Genomic DNA, 23,037 nt, shown 5'->3' with positions numbered 1-23,037 from the left:
TTAAGCGTTTCACTTAAACGCATCAGTGAAGCGGTTAAGCACGCGGTTGAGCACGGCGGTGGAGCGAGCGGTCCGGGGCGCGGGCCACGACGACGCGCGCCGCCCCGCCCCACCGCACCAACGCCCACACCACCGCCCACACCCCGAGGGAGGCTCGTGCCCACCGACGTCCACCAGCACCTCTGGCCGCCCGGATTCCTCGCGCTGCTGCGGTCCCGCAGTGCACCGCCGCGGCTGGACGGCTGGACGCTGCACCTGCCGGGCGAGCCCCCGTACGCCGTCGATCCCGCCGACCACGACATCGCGGCCCGCGCCCGGCTCGCCCGTGCCGACGGCCTCGATCTGGCCCTGGTGTCGCTCTCCAGCCCGCTCGGCATCGAATACCTGCCGCCCGCCGAGGCCGCACCCCTGCTCGCCGCCTTCCACGACGGCGCGCTGGACCTGCCCGCCCCCTTCGGCGTCTGGGCCTCGGCCTGCCTGTCCGCACCCGACCCGGACCCCGACGCGCTGCGGCGCGAGCTGGCCCGCGGCTGCGTGGGGCTGCAACTGCCCGCCACCGCCCTGCTCGACGCCGCCGGATGGGCCCGCTGCGCACCGCTGCTGGACGCCGTCGCCGAGCGGGACGCGCCGCTGTTCGTCCACCCCGGCCCGGCCCCGGCCGCGGACCGGGACGCCCCCGCCTGGTGGCCCGCCCTGGTCCCCTACCTCCAGCAGCTGCACGCCTCGTGGTTCGCCTTCCGCGCCTTCGGCCGGCCGCGCCACCCGGACCTGCGGGTCTGCTTCGCGGCCCTGGCCGGCCTGGCCCCGCTGCACGGCGAACGGCTGGTCGCCCGCGGCGGCGGCCGGGACCGCGGCCGGGTGGACTGCAAGGCGTTCTACGAGACGTCCTCGTACGGAACCCGTGCGGTCGACGCGCTGGTCCGGGCGGCGGGCATCGATGTCGTCGTCAGCGGCAGCGACCGCCCCTATGCCGAGCCCGTCCTCCCCGACCTCGGCGCGCAGGCCGCCGTGCACGCCCTGCGCACCGCCAACCCGGCCCGCCTGCTGGGCCCGACGAAAGGAGCCCGCCCATGACGTACCGCACCTCCCCGGCCGCCACCGCCCGAGAGGTCTCCGACGGCGAGGAGCCGTTCACCGCACTGCCCGAGCGCAACCTCGACCGGCGCGAGCTGCAGGACCTGGTCGAAGAGCTCGCCACCCGGCCGGACCTGTGGCGTGAACAGGTCGCCTTCTCGGACACCGAGCGCCACTACGCCTCCCTGCACCGCGACGAGTTCGTCGACGTCTGGCTGCTGTGCTGGACCCGGCAGAACGACACCGGCTGGCACGACCACGACCTCTCCTCCGGGGCGGTCCGGGTCGTCCAGGGCGTACTGACCGAGTCCAACCCCCGGATCGGCGGCGAGCACCTGGCCACCACGGTCGGCGCGGGCTCCTCCTTCGCCTTCGGCCCGGACCACATCCACCGGCTCACCGGGGCGAGCGACGATGCGGTGTCGGTGCACGCCTACTCGCCGCCGCTGTGGCGGCTGGGCCAGTACGACATCACCGCGGACGGGCTGATGCGCCGGGTCTCGGTCTCCTACGCGGACGAGCTGCGGCCGGCGGACGGGACGACGACCGCGGCCTGAACGGCCGGGCCGGGCGCTCAGGCGGCGGACCGGGGCCCGGCCCCTCGGCGGCGGCCGAGTGCGGGCCGGCACCGGCCGGCCCCGCCCGGATCACCCGGACCACTCAGACCCACCCGGACCACCTGGACCACTCAGCCCCACCCCGACCTGCCCGGACCGACCGGACCCGCCCGCCCGCCCGCCCGCCACCACGAATTACTCCGCACCTATTGACCTTCCATTCACCGCCATCGATCCTGCATGAATCCATACAGGCGGCGACGCAAGGCGGACTCATGGCAGGTGTGGTCGAACGGCGCTCCATCGACGTCGTCCCCGACGAGGAACGGCACGGCAGCGCGGTCAGCCAGTTCACGCTCTGGCTGGGCGCCAACCTCCAGATCACCGCCGTCATCACCGGCGCGCTGGCCGTCGTCTTCGGGGCGAACGCCTTCTGGTCGCTGATCGGGCTGCTGCTCGGCAATCTCCTGGGCGGTGCGGTGATGGCGCTGCATTCCGCCCAGGGGCCACGGCTCGGACTGCCGCAGATGATCACCTCGCGGGCCCAGTTCGGGGTGCGCGGCGCGGTGGTCCCGCTGGCGCTGGTCATCGTGATGTACATCGGGTTCTTCGCCAGCGGCAGCGTGCTGGCCGGGCAGGCGGTCGGCGAGCTGACGCACCTCGGCGAGACTCCCGGGATCGTCCTGTTCGCCGCGGTCACCGCCGTTGCCGCGGCCGTCGGCTACCGCCTGATCCACACCCTCGGCAAGATCGCCGGCCTGGTCTGCGCACTGGCCTTCGTCTACCTCGGCATCCGGCTGCTGCAGCGCACCGACCTCGGCACGCTCCTCGCCGACCACCGCTTCGCGCTGCCGGTCTTCCTGCTCGCCGTCTCCCTCTCGGCCTCCTGGCAACTGGCGTTCGGCCCGTACGTCGCGGACTACTCGCGCTACCTGCCGCGGCACACCTCGGCACGCGCCACGTTCTGGTGGACGCTGTCCGGCTCCGTGCTCGGCTCGCAGTGGTCGATGACCTTCGGCGCCCTCGCGGCCGCCGCGGCACCCGCGGCCTTCGTGGGCCACGAGGTCAGCTACATCGTCGGCCTGGGCGGCGCGGGCCTGATCGCCTCGCTCCTCTACTTCGTCATCGCCCTCGGCAAACTCACCATCAACATCCTCAACACCTATGGCGGGTTCATGTCGCTGGTCACCAGCGTCAGCGGCTTCCGCGGGCAGCGGACCCTCACCCCGCGCGCCCGCTCCGCCTACATCGCCGGGATCATGGTGGCCGGCACCACCGTCGCCCTCCTGGGCAAGGACTCGTTCCTGACGTCCTTCAAGGACTTCCTGCTCTTCCTGCTGACCTTCTTCACGCCCTGGTCCGCGGTGAACCTCGTCGACTACTACCTGATCTCCAAGGAGCGCTACGACATCCCGGCGCTGAGCGACACGGCAGGACGCTACGGCGCCTGGAACGTACCGGCGCTGGCGGTCTATGTCCTCGGGGCGCTCGCCCAGCTCCCGTTCCTCGCCACGCACTTCTACACCGGCCCGCTGGTGGCACCGCTCGGCGGCGCCGATATCTCCTGGCTCGTCGGGCTCGCCGTACCCGCCGTCCTGTACTGGCTGACCGCCCGCCGCGACACCGCCCGCACGGCAGCCACAGCAGCCACAGCAGCGCCGACTGCACCGACAGCACCGACAGCACCGACAGCACCCCAGGAGGACCGGAATCCGGCCGGATCGGGGGGCTAGCCCTACCGCGCCACCCGCCCGGCGTCCGTATTCTCGCGGCATGGCGAACCATGACCCCGAGCTGCGCAAGGAACTCGACGCGACCCTCCAGACGCGCAAGGAACTGGGGCCGGAGTACGAGTCCGAGCTCCTGGAGTCCTTCCTGGAGAAGCTGGAGCGGAGCGTCGACCAGCGAGTGCGGCGGCAACTCGCCGAGCAGCAGGTCCAGGTGGCCCGCGGCGTCCGGCCGCCGCGTCCCGGGGGCGGCAGCCCGGTCTCCTGGGAGCGGTTCGGGCTCGCCGTGCTCTCGCTGGTGCTGGCCGTGCCGCTGTCCGCGATCGCCGCGAGTCAGGCCGGGGAGACGGGACTGCTGCTGTGCTGGGCCGGGATCGTCGGCGTCAACGCCGTACAGGGCGGTGGCCTGCACCGGCTGGTGCGCTCCCGCACGGACCGCCGCGACGGCGCGGGGGGCTGAAGACCTCGGGGGCTGAAGACCGCACGTGCCTGAAGCCACAGCCGTCCGAAGACCACAGAAGAAACCACAGAGGAGACCGCAGAGCTCGAAGTCTTCGGCGGGAGCCGGATGGTGCGGGGACCACCGCACCCCGGCGCTGCCGGGGGCGGGACGACGGCGGTCCCCGCACGGGACGCGTTCCGGGTGAAGCCGGTCGTCGCATCCGGTGGCGACGGTGGAGGTCCGGGAGCCGCTCCGGAGGTCCTTGTCGCCGTGACCTCAATCTGCCCGACGCGTGTTAAGCCCGTGCTGCGAGCACATGACGCATACGTACACCTTGCGGCGACGTCCCGTTTCCTGACGTCCGCTTGACGGTGTGACAGGTGCGAAACGGACGCCGGCCGGGGCGCGGGACGGTCACCGCCCCACACCCCGGCCGCCGGGTCCCCCTGCTACTTGCCGGCCTCGCGCGCCAGATAGGCCAGCAGGTCCTGCCGGCTCACCACGCCCTTCGGCTTGCCCTCGACGAGGACGATCGCGGCGTCCGCGTTCTCCAGGACCGCCATCAGATCGGCGACCGGCTCGCCGGAGCCGACCTGCGGCAGCGGCGGGCACATGTGCTTCTCCAGCGGGTCGGTCAGCGAGGCACGCTGGGTGAACAGCGCATCGAGCAGTTCGCGCTCGACGACCGAGCCGACGACCTCGGCGGCCATCACGTCCGGGTGCCCGGCGCCCGGCTTGACGATCGGCATCTGCGAGACGCCGTACTCGCGCAGCACCTCGATCGCCTCGCCGACGGTCTCCTCCGGGTGCATGTGCACCAGCGAGGGCAGCGCGCCCTCCTTGTACTGCAGCACCTCGCCGACCCGGGCCGCGGCGCCGCCCTCCTCCAGGAAGCCGTAGTCGGCCATCCACTCGTCGTTGAAGATCTTGGAGAGGTAGCCACGGCCGCTGTCCGGCAGCAGCACGACCACCACGTCGTCCGGCCCGAGCTTGGCGGCGACCTCCAGCGCACCCACCACGGCCATCCCGCAGGAGCCGCCGACCAGCAGGCCCTCCTCCTTGGCGAGCCGCCGGGTCATCTGGAAGGCGTCCTTGTCCGAGACCGCCACGATCTCGTCCGCGACGGTGCGGTCGTAGGCGGTCGGCCAGAAGTCCTCGCCGACGCCCTCGATCAGATACGGGCGCCCGGAGCCGCCGCTGTAGACGGAGCCCTCCGGGTCGGCGCCGATCACCTTGACCTTGCCGTCACTGGCGTCCTTCAGATAGCGGCCGGTGCCGCTGATCGTGCCGCCGGTGCCGACACCCGCCACGAAGTGGGTGATCCGCCCCCCGGTCTGCTCCCACAGCTCGGGACCGGTGCTCTCGTAGTGGGAGCGCGGGTTGTTCGGGTTGCTGTACTGGTCCGGCTTCCAGGCGCCGGGCGTCTCGCGCACCAGCCGGTCCGAGACGTTGTAGTACGAGTCCGGGTGCTCGGGGTCGACGGCGGTCGGGCAGACCACCACCTCGGCACCGTAGGCACGCAGCACATTGATCTTGTCCGTGGACACCTTGTCCGGGCAGACGAAGATGCACTTGTAACCCTTTTGCTGGGCGACGATCGCCAGGCCCACACCGGTGTTGCCGGATGTCGGCTCGACGATGGTGCCGCCGGGCTGCAGCTCACCCGACTGCTCGGCGGCCTCGATCATCCGCACGGCGATCCGGTCCTTGACCGACCCGCCGGGGTTGAAGTACTCGACCTTCGCCAGGACGGTGGCCTGGATCCCTCGAGTGACGTTGTTGAGCCGCACGAGCGGGGTGTTGCCGACCAGCTCAATCATCGAATCGTAAAACTGCACGGTGGTCTCCGCGGTCAGGGGCACGCTCTCCTGCGCCCGTGCGGCCAGCCTATTGCCCGGGTCCGTTAGAGGAAGGATGCGTTGCGTTCCGTGCAGGAACGGGCAACACCCTGTTGTAGGAGTTCTTGCCGATTCAAGAGCGCGTCCGGCCCTCGCGGCCAGGGCGCGCCCGCACTGCGCGGGGAGGTGCCCGGCCCATGCCGATGACGATGTCCAGGGCCAGAGTGGCCCGGCGGATCGCGACCGCCGCCGCTTTCGGCGGCGGCGGGATCGGCCTGCTCGGGGTGGCCACCGTCGGGGTGCTGCTCACCGAGGTCCGGCTGGCGCGCCGTACGGTCGGCGGCTCCAGCGACATTCCGCCGTGTGCCGACGGCCGGTACGGCGCCGCCTTCGACCACCTCACCGACCGCCCGCCGCTGCGGCTCGGCTTCCTCGGCGACTCCACCGCCGCGGGCCAGGGCGTCCACCGCGCCCGCCAGACTCCCGGCGCGCTGCTCGCCTCCGGCCTGGCCGCGCTCTCCGAGCTGCCCGTCGACTTCCGCAATGTGGCGCTGCCCGGCGCGCAGTCGGACGACCTGGCGCGCCAGGTGGAGCTGATGCTGGCGGACGGCACCGAGCCCCCGGACGTCTGCGTCATCATGATCGGCGCGAACGACGTCACCCACCGGATGCCGCCCGCACAGTCCGTCCGCCACCTCTGTGAGGCGGTGCGCGCGCTGCGTGCGGCGGGCTGCGAGGTGGTCGTCGGCACCTGCCCGGACCTGGGCACCATCGAGCCGGTCTACCAGCCGCTGCGCTGGGTGGCCCGGCGGCTCTCCCGGCAGCTCGCCGCCGCGCAGACCATCGGGGTGGTCGAGAGCGGCGGCCGTACGGTCTCGCTCGGCGATCTGCTCGGCCCCGAATTCGAGGCGCGTCCACGGGAGCTGTTCGGCCCGGACAACTACCACCCGTCGGCCGAGGGCTACGCCACCGCCGCGATGGCCGTGCTGCCGACGCTGTGCGCCTCGCTCGGCCTGTGGCCGGAGAAGGAGCAGCCGGAGCCCGCACGCGGCGAGGGTCTGCTGCCGGTCGAGCAGGCGGCCGCTGAGGCGGCCTCCGAGGGCGGCACGGAGGTCACCGCCTCCCGCCGTGCGCCCTGGGCGCTGCTCAAGCACCGCAGGCGCCGCCAGCTGCCGACGCCGGAGCCGACGGACCCGTCCTCGGTCACCCCGTAACGGGCGGCCGCCCGGCACACCCCGGTCGGCGGTCGGCGGTCGGCGGTCGGCGGTCGGCGGTCGGCGGTCGGCGGTCGGCGGTCGGCGGTCGGCGGTCGGCGGTCGGCGGTCGGCGGTCGGCGGTCGGCGGTCGGCGGTCGGCGGTCGGCGGTCGGCGGTCGGCGGTCGGCGGTCGGCGGTCGGCGGTCGGCGGTCGGCGGTCGGCGGTCGGCGGTCGGCGGTCGGCGGTCGGCGGTTGGCCAGGGGAACGCCTCCAGCCAGGGGCCGCGGGGGAATACCCCGCGGCCCCTCCCCGTTCCTATAAGCGCCCGCTTAGAAAAGAGGCCCGCATCACAGCGCGGACCCCGTGACCTCAGCACTACGTGCAGGTAACTTCCCTCACAGTCCGCCCATTTCCCGCGCACTTGGAGCCGTGTGATGCCCGAAGCCGTGATCGTCTCAGCCGCCCGCTCCCCGATCGGCCGCGCCTTCAAGGGTTCGCTCAAGGATCTGCGGCCGGACGACCTGACCGCGAAGATCATCGAGACCGCCCTCGCCAAGGTCCCCGAGCTGGACCCCAAGGACATCGACGACCTGATGCTCGGCTGCGGTCTGCCCGGCGGCGAGCAGGGCCACAACCTCGGCCGCATCGTGGCCGTCCAGATGGGGATGGACCACCTCCCGGGCTGCACCATCACCCGTTACTGTTCCTCCTCGCTCCAGACGACCCGCATGGCGCTGCACGCCATCAAGGCCGGCGAGGGCGACGTCTTCATCTCGGCCGGTGTCGAGACCGTCTCGCGCAGCGTCAAGGGCAGCTCCGACGGCCTGCCGGACACCCACAACCCGCTCTTCGCCGACGCCGAGGCCCGTACCGCGGGGCGCGCCGAGCAGGAGGGCGCCGACTGGCACGACCCGCGTGAGGACGGCCTGATCCCGGACGCGTACATCGCGATGGGCCAGACCGCGGAGAACCTGGCCCGCCTCAAGGGCGTCACCCGCCAGGACATGGACGAGTTCGGCGTCCGCTCCCAGAACCTCGCCGAGAAGGCGATCAACGACGGTTTCTGGGAGCGGGAGATCACCCCGGTCACGCTGCCCGACGGCACGGTCGTCAGCAAGGACGACGGCCCCCGCGCCGGCGTCACCGTCGAGGGCGTCTCCGGCCTCAAGCCGGTCTTCCGCCCCGACGGCCTGGTGACCGCCGGCAACTGCTGCCCGCTGAACGACGGTGCCGCGGCGCTGGTCATCATGTCCGACACCAAGGCGCGCGAGCTGGGCCTGACCCCGCTGGCCCGGATCGTCTCCACCGGCGTCTCGGGCCTGTCCCCCGAGATCATGGGTTACGGCCCGGTCGAGGCCAGCAAGCAGGCACTGCGGCGGGCCGGCCTCTCGGTCTCCGACATCGACCTGGTCGAGATCAACGAGGCGTTCGCCGCCCAGGTGATCCCGTCCTACCGCGACTTGGGCATCGACCTGGACCGCCTGAACGTCAACGGCGGCGCGATCGCCGTCGGCCACCCCTTCGGCATGACCGGCGCCCGGATCACCACCACCCTCATCAACTCCCTCCAGTGGCACGACAAGCAGTTCGGCCTGGAGACGATGTGCGTGGGCGGCGGCCAGGGCATGGCGATGGTGATCGAGCGGCTGAGCTGAGCTGCAGCGGAGGGTTGGGGGCACCTCCCAGCGGTAGCTGAGGGTTGGGGGCACCTCCCAGCGGTAGCTGGGGGAGGGCCGGGTACTGGTTCCTCGCACCCGGCCCCTACCCTCAGCGGAAGCGAAGCTCAGCGCCACCACCAACACCCGCGGCTGAGCCGGGTCGCAGCACGCACCACCGGCCCCCCGTAGCGGAGAGTGGCCGCCGGCCCCGTGCGCGAGCGCATGCGCCCTCGCCCGCGCCGTTCACAAGGGAGCGCGGCAAAACGGACCAACTACCGCCCGGCGCACACCCATCGCTGTCGTCCGGATACGGGCGGCGACATGGCGTGACCTGCGCCACTCGTTAACGAGATCGCGACCCAATCTCCCCCAGGATTGTGACCAACGCCCTGGGGGAGAGGCGTTCTTGCAGGTCAACAGGGGTTCGCCCGGCCGAACGGGCCCCCGGCTCCCCTCCTTTTCGGGATATAGCGCACCCGGAGCGGTCGCCGACCACCGGCAGCCTGATGTAGGAAGTCGGAGAACATTCTGCTAACGGGAGTACGCCGGTGAGTGAGGCGCTACCAGGAGTGATCCCGTGAGCGAGCGCATCAAGGGGGTCACTCCGGCCGAAGGCCGGAGCAAGTCCACGTACCGATGCGCGGCCCGTGCGATGAGGTGAGGGCCGCCGAGCGAAGTGGGGAGGACGCATGAGCGAGCGTCACCCGGGGATCCCCTCGGCCACCGGCCGGGGGCGCATCACCCAGGGGTGCGCGTCTCGCCCGTGCGGGACCGAACGAAGAGAGGTTTCGGCATGAGCGTCACCACCCTCGTCCTGCTGCTGGCCGCGGCCGTCGCCGTGGCGCTGGGCGCCGCCGCCCTGCACACCGCCCGCGCCCTGCGCCGGCAGCTCGCCGAGCTGCACGCCGAGCTCAGCGCGGCCCGGCAGGACGCCGCCGCGAGCACCGCGGCGGCGCACCCGGCCGCGGCGGCCATCCCGGCCGCCCGCGCCACCCCGGCCGCCGAGACCCCGCTCGCCGACATACGTGCCGCCGTCGCCGACGCCCTGGCCGAGGAGCGGGAACGCGAACTGGCCGAGGCCCGCGCCTTCTGGGCCGCGCAGGAGGCCAGGGACGCCGCCGACGCCCCGTCGCTGCTGGGCGGTCTCGCCGGCCTCGGCGACGAACTCCTCGACGGCCGCACCGACCCGCGCGAGCTGCCCGACCACCAGGATGCCGACCGGTTCGACCCCCAGCCGTTCCTCCCCCGCCAGGCGGACCTGGCCGGACTGGAGCCGCTGCTGGGCCCGGACGCCCTGGAGGCGATGGACGCGCTGGAGTCCATGGACGCCCTGGACGCGCCGGAGTTGGAGCCCGTCGAGGAGACCGAGTCAGCCGAGCTGGCCGCCGCGCGCCGGCGCCACCCCTCGCACCCCGACTTCTCCCCGTCCCCGGTGATCAGTGATCACGAGCGCACCGTCGCGCGCCTGGAGGAACTGGCGCAGCTGGCGACCCCGCTCGCGGACGTCCGCCCCGGCCCGCTGGGCACCCTGGACGTCTATGTCTTCACCGACGGCACCACGCTCTGCCTGACCCCCGGGCAGCGCGAGACCGCGGAGCGCGTGGCCGGCGCACTGCACGCGGGGCACACCCCCGTGCTGCTGGGCGGCTCCGGCATCTCCGGCGCGTACGCGCTGACCTTCTCCTGGGGCGAGAGCCGCGAGGAGAGCGTCTACATCCTCGCCGACCGCGTCATCGCCTCGCTCTGACCCGGCGCGGCGGTCCGCGTCAGCAGCGTTCCGCCGCCGCCCGGACACATCGCACGGCCTCCGCCAGTTCGTCGGCGGGGGCCCTTTTCGCGTCAGAATCCCCCGCTGCGCCGGCCGTCCGCACCGCCGCGGCGCGCAGCGCCTCGACAAGATCGTGGCCGGCCACCGCCAGCTGGTCGCCGGCCGCGAACACTCCGGCGTCCGGCAGCTCCCGCGGGGGCTCCCCCGGTCGCTCGATCAGCTGCGCGCGGGTCGCCAACTGCCGTGCCAGCGCCAGGCCTTCGGTCGCGGCGCCCTGGTGGAGCCTGCTCTGCGGCAGCGAGCGGAGCCGGTCGGCGAGGGCGTCCACGGCGGTCTGCAAGGGGGTCACGTCAAGCACGCCGTGAGCCTATGCGCCACCCCGGGGTGGTTGCCAACGCCCGAACGCTCAGGCACGGTGGGCTGAAGAACCAGCATCGACCGCGTCCGGAGGCGCCGATGTCTCAGCTCTTCTCAGAAGAGACCCACCGGAACATGCTCTCCCGTATCCCGCACTGCACCGGCCGGGAAATCTCCGACTGGCTCCGCACCGTTGAGGAAGGCCCCGCTCTCTTCCGCTTCGACGAAAAGGTCAGCTGGCTGCGTGGCGAGCACAATCTCGCCTACGGCCATGCCAAGGCAATTGTCCATGAACACGACCTCAGGCGCGCCGCGCGCAAATTCTGATCCACGGTGACGGGGCCCGGCCCCGGTCCGGCTCGGGACACTCCTCGTCCACCACGCCGAAGGGCCCGCGGGCATCATGCCCACGGGCCCTTCGCACGGCGTGTACGGCGCTGTGGCGCCTTGCGCGCCCGGCGCCGTGCGGAGTCAGTCGCCCCGGAGGATGGAGATCAGCCGGAGCATCTCCACATAGATCCACACCAGGGTCGTGGTCAGACCGAACGCCGCCAGCCAGGACTCCTCACGCGGCGCACCGTAGGCGACACCGTCCTCGACCTGCTTGAAGTCCAGCGCCAGGAAGAGCGCGCCGAGGACCACGCCCACGATGCCGAAGACGATGCCCAGGCCGCCGCTGCGGAAGCCGAGGCCGTCGCCCCCGCTGAACACCATGAACAGGACGTTGACCATCGACAGCAGGAAGAAGCCGAGGCCCGCGATGATCACGAAGCGGGTGAACCGGGCGGTGACCCGGACGATCCGCGTCTTGTAGGCGACCAGCATGGCGACGAACACCGCCATCGTGCCCAGCACCGCCTGCATGGGGGCGCCGTGCAGCTTCGGCACGTCGTTGATGAAGCCGCTGAGCGCCCCGAGGAAGAGGCCTTCCAGCCCCGCGTACCCGAGGATCAGCGCGGGCGACGGCGTGCGCTTGAAGGACTGGATGACGCCCAGCACCATCGCGACCAGGCCGGCGCCGAACGCGAAGCCGAGGCTCCCGGTCAGGAAGAGCCAGCCGGCGGTGGCGCCCACGATGAGCGTGCCGAGCGTCATGCCCGTGCGCATGACGACGTCGTCCATCGTCATCGGGCGGGTCTGCGGGCTGTACTGCGGCGGTGCCTGGGTTACCTGCTGCTGGTCCTGGGCGTAGGGGTTGCCGCCCTGCGCGTAGGGGTTGGCTCCGGCGTACGGGTTCGCGGCGGCCCCGGCCTGCGGCGGTGCGTTGAAGCCCGCGTAGCCGGTGGCGCGGCTGAACCCCCGTCGCGAGAAGACCGGGTTGCTGCTCCTCATCTCACTCCTCCATGGCCGCCGTGCGCGGCCTCGACGGCAAGCGTAATGGCTTGGCAAAGGGGCGTCGCTAGTTCTTGAGCAGGATCTTTCCCCGAACCCGCCCGGACACCTCCTCCGCGAGGAGGACGTGCGAGAGGACACAGAGGTGCCCGCAGCGGGCCCGGAGAGGCGCCCGGAGCGGCCCCGGACATGCGGCACACGGCCGGCCGGGCGGCCCTGGCGCTACACCGTCGCGTCTGTCCGTCCCCGTCATTCCGGATATTCGATCTCTTGCCGTGTTGTTGCTGTGTTCTTGCCGTGCTCTTGTCGCTCTCTTGCCGCCTTCTTGTTGCCGTCCGTTGTCGTCACGGGAGGCCCGCCGTGCTCGAACTGCCATTTCCGTCCGCCCACCCCGGGGACTCCTTCCCCGGACCACTTCGCACGGAATCCGATAAATGTCTGATCGCAACGGACCTCACCTGACACGGCAGGCAACCGATTCACGGGGGGATCCGTCTTCCCTGGCGGCCGGATCCTGCCCCGGCGGGGGGATCCGCAGGGCTGACGCATGGTCAAGATCCGAACGCCGGAGTACCCCTCGTCACTCTCCCGCGACTCACCGTCCGTAGCACTATGGACGCGATCGGTTGTAATCCGTGGGTACAGATAGGGCTATTCTGGCGGGAAACAGTAGCGAAAGAGGGTTGAGGTGCCTGTGCCTGACGTCTCAGTAGTCGTCATCGTCTACAACGACGCCGACCGGTTGCCGACCGCGGTTCAGTCCGTGCTGGATCAAACGCTCCGGGACGTCGAGGTGGTGATCGTCGACGACTGCAGCACCGACCGTTCTTTCGAAGTGGCGCAGCGGCTCGCCGCCGATCATCCAGGGCGGGCCAGAGCCTTCCAGCTGCCGGAGAACAGCGGCGGGTGCGGCGAGCCGCGCAACGCCGGCATCCAGCACACCCGGGGCCGCTACGTCATGTTCCTGGACAGCGATGACGTCCTGGAGCCCAATGCGTGCCGGAATATGCTGGAGGCCGCCGAGAAAAACGGCTCCGATATCGTTTCCGGCCAGTGCGTACGCATGCATGTGGACACCCGTAACCAGAAGCGGGACGAGTGGTATTCCTGGCTGTACTCCACCACCCGGACCGTCGATTCTGTAACGGAATTTCCGGACCTGTTCGTGTGGGACACCCTCTCCACCAACAAGTGCTACCGGCGCGAATTCCTCATGGCACACAATCTCCGCTTCGCCAAGGGATTGTTCTACGAGGACCTGCTCTTTATCGCCGAGGCTTACCTGACCGCGGAACGCATCACCCTGATCCCCAATCAGGTCTATTTCTGGAATGTCTACACGCAGGGCGCCGTGAAGTCGGTGACAAACCGCCGGCACGAGATGAGGAATTACGTCCACCGGCTGGAGGTCCACAAGCGGATCGACGCCATGCTGGCGGAGCGCGGTCTCACCGAGATGAAGCTCGCCAAGGACATCAAATTCCTCAAGCACGACCTGGTGCTGCATCTGCGGGATCTGCCGTTCCGGGACGAGGCCTACCGCCGGGAGTTCGCCGAGCTCTCCCGGGAATACCTCGCCGGTGTGGCCCCCGAGGCGTACGAGCACGTCCAGCCGATACAGGCCATCTGTGCGTATCTGCTCCAGCAGGGTGACTGGGCCAACCTGATCCCCGCGGTCGACACGCTCATCAACCGCACCAAGCTCTCCTCACCGCTCGCCGAGCACGACGGCCGGATCTACTGGTGCGGCGGCCACTTCGACGATGCGTTCGGGCGCGGTGTGCTGGACGTGACCGACATCGGCTACCACGAGAAGCCGGTCAACCAGCTGTTCCTGCGCAATCAGCTCACCGGCTTCGGCGCATCCGGCCGGGCCGTCTCGCTGACCGGCGAGATCACCAATCCGCTCGGCGTCATCCCGCCCGGGGCGCGGCTCAAGGGCGAGCTGGAGTTCAGTGCCCGGCGGCGCAGCCTGCAGTCCTTCCACTTCCCGGTGCAGGAGCTCCGCCACGAGGGGGACGCCATCCACTGGTCGGCCGTCGCCGACCTCACCGCGAAGCTGCGCCCGCTGGGCATCGTCGACACCATCTGGGACGTACGGCTGCGCCTGGACGTGGACGGTGTGCGCACCACGACCCGGCTCACCGTCGCCGACACCGCGCTCTCCGGGACGCTGCCGGTGCGGCCGCGGCTGACCCGGATGGTCGCCGACCACCTCGAACCGCATGTCTCGGCCAAGGGACATCTGGCATTCCGCCTGGTCAGCGAGAGCCAGAAGGCCGAGCGCGTACAGGAACTGATCACCCGCGGGGTGCACGGCAAGCCGGGGACGCTGGCCAAGACCGGCTACCGCAAGGCGAAGGCGCTGCGCGGCAAGGTCCTCTCGGGCGACAACAAGATCCGCGCCTATCACGAGGTGTTCAGCCGGCTGCCGGTCAAGAAGCGCACGGTGGTCTTCGAAAGCCACCTGGGCAAGCAGTACAGCGACAGTCCGCGCGCGCTCTACGAGGAGATGCGACGGCAGGGCCTGGAGTTCGAGGCGATCTGGTCGTACGCGGGGACCCCCAAGGGCTTCCCCAAGGACGCCACCCTCGTCAAGCGCTGGTCGCTGCCCTACCTCAAGGCGCTGGCCCAGGCCGAGTTCTGGGTGGACAACCAGAGCTACCCGCTCAAGCTCACCAAGCGCCCGGAGACCACCTACCTCCAGACCTGGCACGGCTCGGCGCTCAAGAACATGGGCTTCGACCAGCCGGCGCTGAAGGCGCAGACCCGGCAGCAGCAGGCGGAGCAGCAGCGTTCGCTGGACCGCTTCGACCGGTTCCTGATCCGCTCCGAGCACGATGTGCACACCCTGGCGAAGGCTTTCCGGCTCCAGGAGAAGACCCTGCTGCGGGCGGGGTACCCGCGCAATGACGCGCTGGTGCGCGCCCGGCAGCGGGAGGCGGACCGGGGCGTGCGTGAACGCGGGCCGCTGGCAGCCACGTTGGGCATTCCCGACGACAAGACCGTGCTGCTTTACGCGCCGACGTTCCGTAAGGCCGGCGGCCGGCACGGGCGCTTCGAATTGCCCTTCGACGTGGAGCGTTTCGCCGACCGGTTCGGCGACCGCTATGTCCTCCTGGTGCGTTCGCACTACCTCAATCACGTGGTGCTGCCGCCGACCGTGCAGGGCCGGGTCATCGACGTATCGGCGCACCACGATGTGACCCCGGTGCTGGAGCTGGCCGACGGGCTGATCACCGACTATTCCTCGGTGATGTTCGACTATGCGCTGCTCGACCGGCCGCTGGTGTTCTTCACCTACGACTACGACGAGTATGTGCACGAGGGCCGTGGCACCTACTTCGATCTGCTGGAGCACGCACCGGGCCCGGTGGTCCGCACCGAGGACGATTTCCACCAGGCGATCAAGGCCTTCGACTCGCAGTCCGCGGAATACGCGGAGAGCCGCAGGGAATTCGTCGCCAAGTTCGGTGAATACGACCAGGGCAACGCCGCCCAGAGCATCGTCGATCAGTTTTTCGCGCAGTGGAGCCGTTGATGACCGAGTCGAACGCAGCCGAGCCGCGGGACATCTTCTTCGTCTCCAACAGCGTCAACGAGGTGGGTGGCGTCACCAGTTGGTCGCACCAGATGGCGCGCCTGTTCAGTGAGCGGGGCCACCGGGTGCACCTCGTCGGCATCGTGCCGCCCCCGGAGGGACGGGTCCACGAGCTGGCCGACGACCTGCCGTTCAAGACCACCACGCTCTACTCCGAGCACCCGCCGTCCGTCCGCCCCCCGCGGGGCCTCAAGGGCCGGCTCAACCTCGTCGAGCAGCGCCGCCGCGCCGCCCGCGAGGCCGGTATGCAGGAGCAGGCGCGCAAGATGAGCACGCTCTTCCGGGCGGCCAAGCCGGGCGGCGTGGTGATCGTCACGCAGGTGTGGGCGATGGAGTGGGTGGCACTGGCCGACACCGCGGGCCTGAGCGTGATCGGTATGAGCCATGAATCCTTCGAAACCTGCCGTAAGTCGTCGCGCTTCGACCGGGTCAAGCGGTTTTACGCGAACGTCGACCGGATGTTGACGCTCACCCGGGAGGACGCCGACCGCTGGATCCGGCAGCGGATGGACAACGTCGGCTTCATGCCGAACCCGCTGCCGTTCTTCCCTGAGGTCCCCTCGGACCGCAGCCGCAAGTGTGTGGTCAGCATCGGCCGGCTCCACGAGGAGAAGGGCGTGGACCTCCTGCTGGAGGCCTGGGCCAAGGTCGCGCCGCAGCACCCCGACTGGACGCTGCGGATCTACGGCTCCGGCGAGGAAGAGGAGGCCCTGCGCAAGCAGGCCGCGGACCTGGGGGTCGCCGCCACGGTCGCCTGGATGGGCCGGACGTCCGATGTGCCGGGTGCCCTGCGGGAGAGCGCGGTCTTCGCCCTCAGCTCACGCGGCGAGGGCTTTCCGCTGGCCCCCATGGAGGCCATGGCGACCGCCGTGCCGTGTGTGGCGTTCGATGTGGCACCGGGGGTCCACGAGATCATCTCGGACGGTGTGGACGGCCTCCTCGCTCCCCCCGGCAACATCACCGAATTCGCCCGGCATCTCGACACCCTGATGTCCGACAAGGACCTCCGCGACACCATGGGCGAGGCGGGCCGGGAGAACATCCAGCGCTTCTCCACGGAGGAGATCGTCGGCCGCTGGGAGAGCCTCTTCGCGCTCGTGGAGCGCTGAGGCCCGCGCGCCGGGACCACCACACCCCATGAGGAGGGGCCGCCACGTGATCCGTGGCGGCCCCTCCCCGTAGGTCACGTGGTGAAGACCAGGCTCACGTTGTGGCCGCCGAAGCCGAAGGAGTTGGCCAGGGCGGCGTTCCAGCGGCCGGTACGGTTCTCGCCCCGCACCACGTCCAGGTCGATCCGCGGGTCGAGGGTGTCGAGGTTGCGGACGGCGGGGGCCACGCCGTCCCTGAGCGCCAGCAGCGCCGCCAGCGCGCCCACCGCGCCGGAGGCCCCCAGCATGTGGCCGGTCATGGACTTCGTGGCGGTGACGGAGGCATGGGTGCCCACCGCGCGGCCGATCGCCTCGGCCTCGGCCAGGTCGCCGGACTCGGTGGACGTGGCATGGGCGTGCACATGGCCGATGTCCCCCGGGGCCAGGTCGGCATCGCGCAGGGCCAGTTCGATGGCGTGGACCTGGCCCGCCGCGTCGGAGGCCGTGATGTGGTTCGCGCTGGAGCTCACGGCGCTGCCGGCCAGCGTGCCGTACGCCGTGGCGCCGCGGGCCCGGGCGAACCCGGCGCGCTCCAGGACCATGATTCCCGCGCCCTCGCCCATGACGAAGCCGCTGCGGGCCACATCGAACGGGCGGGACACCGACTCCGGGTCCGCCGACTGTGTGGAGAGCGCCTTCATCTGGGCGAAGGCGGCGAGGGTGAACGGGTGCAGACAGGCCCCCACGCCACCCGCGACCACCACGTCCACCCGCCCGGCGCGGAGCAGGTCGAGGCCCATCGCCAGCGCCTCGGCACCGGACGCACAGGCGCTGACGGGCGTCCTGGCCCCGCCCTTGGCGCCCAGTTCCATGCTCACCCAGGCGGCCGGTCCGTTGGGCATGAGCATCGGAACCGCGAACGGCGAGAGCCGGCGCGCCCCGGACTTCTCGAAGAGGTCGTCCTGGCCGAGCGTGGTGAGCACACCGCCGGTGCCGGTGCCGATGACCACGGCCAGCCGTTCTGGCTCGACCCCCGGCGCACCGGCGTCCTGCCAGGCCTCGCGCGAGACGCGTATCGCCAACTGCTCGCTGCGGTCCAGCTTCCGGGCCTGGGTACGCGGCAGCGCGGCGGCCGGATCCTCGGTGAGCGGGGCCGCGACGCTCACCGGGAGATCCGTGGCCCACTCCTCGTCCAGCGCGCGCACCCCGGACTCCCCCGCCAGCAGCCCCGACCAGGACGAGGACGCATCGGCGCCGACCGGAGTCATCGCTCCGACACCGGTCACCAGCACCTGACGGTTCTCGGTCATCTCCGTCTCCTCTGATCTCATAGAAACCGCACAAAGCCCATGACGGGCCCGTAAAGATCATCTCAGCGATACGCTCGCCAAACAGGGGCCGAGCAGACCGATTTCAGCGACGGCGATTTGTGACTCTTCCACAACAACGCGCACGCGCACAGCGCCGGGCAAAACCACCGTGATCAGCTCGCTCGCCCCACCCGCCCATTCCGCGCATCCATTCCGCTCGCCCATTCCGGCCCGGTCGCAACCGGCGTACGCCCGCTCGGTCCGGATCCGATCCGCACGCCCTTTTCGGATCCACCGCCGCCCTCGAACGCCGCGGCGGGACCCCCGCCCTCACCCGTAGCCGCCCTCTCATCGCCTCGCATCCGAAGGCGATACGGCGCCTTTTCTTTCACTCCGCAAAACTTCCGAAAGCCCGGCGATCGCTTCGGCATCCGGCACGTTCGCCGTGCACGCCCCGGCGCGCAGAAGGCGAAAGCGGATCCGGGCAACAGAAGTGGCATGACGCTTTCCGGATCGGAGCGGGCAAGCCGGCCGGACGGCGCCGGAGAGGAAGTGCGCTGCGCCGGGTATCCGCACGCACCGGCGGCAGGAAAATCCAATATTCAAGTTACCTTGGGTATGCGTCGTGAGTCCGTTCCCCGGCGCCCCGCAGGCGGCGAACACCCGCGCCACGAAGGCGGAGAGGCCGTCCCGTCCATGGGTCGCCCCTTCAGCGGGCCCCGCCCGGCATGGCCGGCCCGCGTTCCCGAAGACCACCGCCGGCCAGTCGAGTTGACGGCTTCTCAACAGTTCCAGGGGCGGCCCGGTCCGCACGGAACACGGCAGGGACGCGGTACGGGCAGGGTACGAACAGGCGGGCCACAGAGGCGTTTGCCCGATACCGCCATGGCGGCACTTCACTTGGTAACCAGGGATATTTCCGGCACGGTTTTCCGCGCGTGACTCTCGGCGTCCACACCGTCAAAGTTCCTGCGTTCCCGGCGTGTTCCGGTGAGCGGCAGGGGCCTCGGATCTATATGGTTGTTTGTTCAAGGTCTCAAGGCTGCCGTTGAGCAGTGCCCGGAGCCGGACTTGAACCGGCACGGCCCGTAGGCCAGCGAGGTTTAAGCTCGCCGTGTCTGCATTCCACCATCCGGGCCTGGGCTCCCCCCATGCCACCTCAAAGAGGCAGCACGAGCGTAGCCCGCAGCGCACGACACAGACCGGCCGCTCTTCCCGAGGTTGTCTTATTTTATTGGCAACTGAGGGAGCATCAGTGCCGGGTACAGGCCTTGGGCACATGCCTGAGGCCCGCCTTCGCCAGGACACCCCGCAACGCAATTTCTTGTCCGAATTGACGGAAACTCGACGCCCTCTCCGAGCCCCCGCACCGCCGCGGCACCGGCCCTCCGGCCGCTCCGGCCGCAGGAGCGCCCGTCAGGGTTCCGCTCCTCCCCAGGGATGACACGCGCTCCCCGGCTACCTCCCAGGTGTGGCCCAGGACGGGCACAGGGGTTGACGTCCGAGCCCCCCGCCCTGCCCCACGATGGAAAGGTCCGCTTCCGTCCGCGGCAGCCGGCCTCACGGCCGTCGCGGATCCGAGGTCCATCGTCCCGACAGGAGCCCCTTCCCGTGACCACCACCCACAGCGGCGTCGCCACCGCCCCCCGCGCCACCGTGGCGGCCGCCCGCGCCACGGACCTCAGCAAGGTCTACGGACAGGGCGAGACCCAGGTGGTCGCCCTGGACGCGGTCTCCGTCGAATTCCGGCAGGCCGAGTTCACCGCGATCATGGGCCCCTCCGGGTCCGGCAAGTCGACCCTGATGCACTGCATGGCCGGGCTGGACGCGATCTCCGGCGGCTCCGCCAGGATCGGCGACACCGAACTGACCGGGCTGAAGGACAAGAAGCTCACCCAGCTCCGGCGCGACAAGATCGGCTTCATCTTCCAGGCGTTCAACCTGCTGCCGACCCTGAACGCCCTGGAGAACATCACCCTGCCCATGGACATAGCGGGCCGGAAGCCCGATCGCGCCTGGCTGGACCGCGTCGTGGAGACCGTCGGCCTGTCCGGCCGCCTCAAGCACCGGCCGGCCCAGCTCTCCGGCGGCCAGCAGCAGCGCGTCGCGGTCGCCCGTGCGCTGGCCTCCCGGCCCGAGATCATCTTCGCCGACGAGCCGACCGGAAACCTCGACTCGCGCTCCGGCTCCGAGGTCCTCGGCTTTCTGCGCAACTCCGTGCGCGAACTGGGCCAGACCGTGGTGATGGTGACCCACGACCCGGTCGCCGCCTCCTACGCGGACCGCGTGGTCTTCCTCGCCGACGGCCGGATCGTCGACGACCTCGCCGGCCCGACCGCCGACACGGTGCTGGAACGCATGAAGGGCTTCGACAACCGGCGTCGTACGACCTGACCGGCGTCGTACGACCTGACCGGCAACCGCCGCCAGAACTCCGGACCTCTCCTCAGGACTGACCCTCATGTTCCGAACCGCCTTGCGCAATGTGCTTGCGCACAAGGCCCGGCTGCTGATGACCGTCCTCGCCGTGATGCTCGGCGTGGCCTTCGTCTCCGGCACCCTGGTCTTCACCTCGACCATCTCCGACGCCTTCCGCACCAGCTCCCAGAAGAGCTTCGACAACGTCGACGTCGCCGTGCTGCCGGCGTCGCCCGACGGGCCCGGCGCCACCGCTGCCCAGGACCCCCACCTCGACGGGAAGGCGCTCGGCACCCTGTCCCGGCTCCCCGGCGCCGCCGCCGTCACCGGCACCGCCGACGGCTTCGCCGGGATCGGCGACAAGGACGGCAAGCTGATCGCGTCCGGCGACAACAGCCGCGGCAGCAACTACTTCCCCGGCAAGGACGGCAAGGACGCCCGCTATCCGCTGAAGCAGGGCACGGCCCCCACCGGCGCGGACCAGTTCGCGCTGGACGCGGGCACCGCGGCGAAGGGCGGCTACCACGTCGGCGACACCGTCCGGATATCCGCCGGCGGACCGGTCCGGCAGCAGAAGCTGACCGGCATCTTCACCACCGACGACGGCCGGGTCGCGGCCGGCGGCTCGCTGGCCCTGTTCGACACCCGGACCGCGCAGAAGCTGTTCCAACTGTCCGGCGGGTACACCGAGATCGACGTCCGGGCCGCGCCCGGGACGTCCCAGGCCACACTGCAACAGGCGATCGACAAGGCGCTGCCCCGGCACAGCGCCACCACCGCCACCGGCAAGGAGCTCGCCGACTCCGAGGCCAAGGCGATCAGCCAGAAGATGGAAGGCATGAGGACCGCGCTGCTGGCCTTCGCCGCCATCGCGCTCTTCGTCGGCATCTTCCTCATCGCCAACACCTTCACCATGCTGGTCGCCCAGCGCACCAAGGAGCTGGCGCTGCTGCGGGCGGTCGGTGCGAGCCGGCGCCAGGTCACCCGCTCGGTGCTGATCGAGGCCTTCTTCGTCGGTGCGATCGCCGGTGTCTCGGGCCTGGTGGCCGGGATCGGCCTCGCCGCACTGCTGCGGGAGGTGCTGAACGGCCTCGTCACCAAGTTCCCCGAGGGGCCGCTGGTGGTCTCGCCCGCCGCGGTCGTCGCCGCCCTGGGCATCGGCATCGTCATCACGGTGCTGGCCGCCTATCTGCCCGCCCGGCGCGGCGCGAAGGTCCCGCCGGTCGCCGCGATGAACAGCGTGCACGCCGTCGCCACCACCAAGTCGCTGGTGGTCCGCAACGTCCTCGGTGCGCTCGTCGCGGGCGCCGGTACGGCCTCGGTCATCGCCGCCACCTCCGCCTACGACGGCGACGACACCAGCAAGATCATGCTGGGCGGCGGCGGGATGCTGCTGCTGGTCGGCGTGTTCATCCTGACGCCGCTGCTGTCCCGCCCGCTGATCGCGCTGGCCACCCCCGTCCTGCGTGCCTTCGGCACCTCCGGCCGCCTCGCCCGGCAGAACGCGCTGCGCAACCCGCGCCGTACCGCCACCACCGCCTCCGCGCTGATGATCGGGCTGACCCTGATCACCGGTATGACGGTGATCGCGGGCGGTACCCAGCAGGCCATCGACAAGCTGGCCGTCGATGCGCTGAAGGCCGACTACACCATCTCCATGGAGGGCCACACGCAACTGCCCACCACCACGGAGAAGCAGGTCCGCGAGGCGCCCGGCGTCACCGCCGTCACCCCGCTGCGCGAGAGCATGGCGACGATCGGCACCGGCGACGCCGCCCGGTATCCGACCCGGCTGACCGGTGTGGACGGCACGCAGTTCGGCTCGCTCGTCCGGCCCGACTTCAGCGAGGGGTCGCTCGGCACCCTGCGCGGCGACCGGGTCCTGGTGGACGAGAACACCGCCGCCCGCAACGGCTGGCGGGCCGGCTCGCACCTCCCCGTGACGTTCCCGGACGGGAAGACGTCCACGCTGACGGTCGGCGGCGTCTACCGGGGCAACCAGATGCTCAGCGGCGTCTACCTGGACAACCGCACCCTGGCTCCGCACCAGAAGGACATCGGCGACAGCCGGCTCCTGGTGAAGATGACCGGCGGCGCCACCGACGCGCACAAGAACGACCTGGTCAAGGCGCTCGGCAAGAACCCCGCGGTCACCGTCGCGGACAAGAAGGACGTCTCGAACGGCATCGCCTCGGTGTTCACCCTGCTGCTGAACATGCTCTACGGCCTGCTGGCCATGGCCGTGATCGTCGCGGTGCTCGGGGTCGTCAACACCCTGGCGATGTCGGTCTTCGAGCGCTCACAGGAGATCGGCATGCTGCGGGCGATCGGCCTGGACCGGCGCGGCATCAAGCGGATGGTGCGGCTGGAGTCGCTGGTCATCTCGCTGTTCGGCGGGGTCCTCGGCATCGGACTCGGCGTGTTCATGGGCTGGGCGGTCGGTCAGCTGATCAGTGCCCACCTGCCCACCTACGAACTGGTGCTGCCGTGGGCCCGGATGGGCATCTTCCTCGGCCTGGCCGGGCTCGTCGGCGTGCTGGCCGCCCTGTGGCCGGCGTTCCGGGCGGCGCGGCTGAACATGCTCGCCGCCATCAAGGCCGAATAGCGCCCCGGCGCGGTCCCGTTGCCCGCCCGCCCGCTCCTTCGCGGCAGCGGGCGGGCGGGCGGCGT

At 70.8% G+C, this 23,037-nt stretch carries 16 protein-coding genes and 1 tRNA gene; 12 read left to right on the top strand and 5 right to left on the bottom strand.

What is annotated here, in order from left to right; genetic code table 11:
- Positions 1 to 156: 156 nt before the first annotated feature.
- From D9V36_RS26835 to D9V36_RS26820, 4 genes are all read left to right on the top strand, one after another.
- Positions 157 to 1,074, top strand: coding sequence for an amidohydrolase (locus D9V36_RS26835; RefSeq protein ID WP_129296010.1), 918 nt, complete (start codon positions 157 to 159; stop codon positions 1,072 to 1,074).
- Entirely contained in the window at positions 1,071 to 1,631 is a 561-nt protein-coding gene (locus tag D9V36_RS26830) for a cysteine dioxygenase (protein ID WP_129296009.1), read from the top strand. The genes D9V36_RS26835 and D9V36_RS26830 overlap by 4 nt, the downstream gene beginning before the upstream one ends.
- A 275-nt stretch (positions 1,632 to 1,906) precedes the next feature.
- Positions 1,907 to 3,364 carry a purine-cytosine permease family protein gene (locus D9V36_RS26825; protein WP_129296008.1) on the top strand — a complete coding sequence of 486 codons (1,458 nt, stop codon included), beginning with the start codon at positions 1,907 to 1,909 and terminating at the stop codon, positions 3,362 to 3,364.
- 40 nt (positions 3,365 to 3,404) lie between these two features.
- Positions 3,405 to 3,818: a hypothetical protein gene (locus tag D9V36_RS26820; protein ID WP_129296007.1), complete on the top strand. Its 414-nt coding sequence runs from the start codon at positions 3,405 to 3,407 to the stop codon at positions 3,816 to 3,818.
- Positions 3,819 to 4,249: 431 nt separating this feature from the next.
- Here D9V36_RS26820 and D9V36_RS26815 read toward each other — a convergent pair whose 3' ends face one another.
- Positions 4,250 to 5,638, bottom strand: coding sequence for a cystathionine beta-synthase (locus D9V36_RS26815; protein ID WP_129296006.1), 1,389 nt, complete (start codon positions 5,636 to 5,638; stop codon positions 4,250 to 4,252).
- Positions 5,639 to 5,835: 197 nt separating this feature from the next.
- On the opposite strand from D9V36_RS26815, the gene D9V36_RS26810 reads away from it, so the two are divergent.
- The 3 genes from D9V36_RS26810 (at position 5,836) to D9V36_RS26795 (ending at position 10,240) form a co-directional block, all read left to right on the top strand.
- Entirely contained in the window at positions 5,836 to 6,852 is a 1,017-nt protein-coding gene (locus D9V36_RS26810; protein WP_129296005.1) for an SGNH/GDSL hydrolase family protein, read from the top strand.
- A 417-nt stretch (positions 6,853 to 7,269) separates the two neighbouring features.
- Complete coding sequence (locus D9V36_RS26800) at positions 7,270 to 8,490, top strand: acetyl-CoA C-acetyltransferase (RefSeq protein WP_129296004.1); 1,221 nt, start codon at positions 7,270 to 7,272, stop codon at positions 8,488 to 8,490.
- Positions 8,491 to 9,286: 796 nt separating this feature from the next.
- Positions 9,287 to 10,240, top strand: a complete 954-nt coding sequence (locus D9V36_RS26795; protein WP_129296003.1) for a hypothetical protein — start codon at positions 9,287 to 9,289, stop codon at positions 10,238 to 10,240.
- Between the two features lie 19 nt (positions 10,241 to 10,259).
- Here D9V36_RS26795 and D9V36_RS26790 read toward each other — a convergent pair whose 3' ends face one another.
- Positions 10,260 to 10,619, bottom strand: a complete 360-nt coding sequence (locus D9V36_RS26790) for a hypothetical protein (RefSeq protein WP_129296002.1) — start codon at positions 10,617 to 10,619, stop codon at positions 10,260 to 10,262.
- 98 nt (positions 10,620 to 10,717) lie between these two features.
- Between D9V36_RS26790 and D9V36_RS26785 the strand changes: the two genes are divergently transcribed.
- Positions 10,718 to 10,945, top strand: coding sequence for a DUF4287 domain-containing protein (locus D9V36_RS26785; protein WP_030088455.1), 228 nt, complete (start codon positions 10,718 to 10,720; stop codon positions 10,943 to 10,945).
- A 144-nt stretch (positions 10,946 to 11,089) separates the two neighbouring features.
- On the opposite strand, the gene D9V36_RS26780 is transcribed toward D9V36_RS26785, so the two are convergent.
- A complete protein-coding gene (locus D9V36_RS26780; protein WP_129296001.1) occupies positions 11,090 to 11,950 on the bottom strand; it encodes a Bax inhibitor-1/YccA family protein in 861 nt (286 codons plus the stop codon).
- A 694-nt stretch (positions 11,951 to 12,644) separates the two neighbouring features.
- On the opposite strand from D9V36_RS26780, the gene D9V36_RS26775 reads away from it, so the two are divergent.
- Together D9V36_RS26775 and D9V36_RS26770 are read left to right on the top strand one after the other, a co-directional pair.
- Positions 12,645 to 15,491, top strand: coding sequence for a bifunctional glycosyltransferase/CDP-glycerol:glycerophosphate glycerophosphotransferase (locus tag D9V36_RS26775; RefSeq protein WP_206739855.1), 2,847 nt, complete (start codon positions 12,645 to 12,647; stop codon positions 15,489 to 15,491).
- Positions 15,491 to 16,660: a glycosyltransferase gene (locus tag D9V36_RS26770; RefSeq protein ID WP_129295999.1), complete on the top strand. Its 1,170-nt coding sequence runs from the start codon at positions 15,491 to 15,493 to the stop codon at positions 16,658 to 16,660. Before D9V36_RS26775 ends, D9V36_RS26770 begins: the two co-directional genes overlap by 1 nt.
- 74 nt (positions 16,661 to 16,734) lie before the next feature.
- On the opposite strand, the gene D9V36_RS26765 is transcribed toward D9V36_RS26770, so the two are convergent.
- Both D9V36_RS26765 and D9V36_RS26760 read right to left on the bottom strand, forming a co-directional pair.
- Positions 16,735 to 17,949, bottom strand: coding sequence for a beta-ketoacyl-[acyl-carrier-protein] synthase family protein (locus tag D9V36_RS26765; RefSeq protein ID WP_129295998.1), 1,215 nt, complete (start codon positions 17,947 to 17,949; stop codon positions 16,735 to 16,737).
- Positions 17,950 to 19,005: 1,056 nt separating this feature from the next.
- Positions 19,006 to 19,087, bottom strand: a tRNA-Leu gene (locus D9V36_RS26760).
- A 473-nt stretch (positions 19,088 to 19,560) separates the two neighbouring features.
- Between D9V36_RS26760 and D9V36_RS26755 the strand changes: the two genes are divergently transcribed.
- Together D9V36_RS26755 and D9V36_RS26750 are read left to right on the top strand one after the other, a co-directional pair.
- Positions 19,561 to 20,343 (top strand): ABC transporter ATP-binding protein, encoded by a 783-nt coding sequence (locus tag D9V36_RS26755; protein ID WP_129295997.1) that lies wholly within the window; start codon positions 19,561 to 19,563, stop codon positions 20,341 to 20,343.
- Between the two features lie 67 nt (positions 20,344 to 20,410).
- Positions 20,411 to 22,972, top strand: coding sequence for an ABC transporter permease (locus D9V36_RS26750; RefSeq protein WP_129295996.1), 2,562 nt, complete (start codon positions 20,411 to 20,413; stop codon positions 22,970 to 22,972).
- The last annotated feature ends 65 nt before the right edge of the window (positions 22,973 to 23,037 follow it).

The sequence above is a fragment of the Streptomyces lydicus genome (genome assembly GCF_004125265.1).
GTDB lineage: Bacteria > Actinomycetota > Actinomycetes > Streptomycetales > Streptomycetaceae > Streptomyces > Streptomyces lydicus_C.
This window is presented reverse-complemented; position numbering and strand designations above follow the sequence as displayed.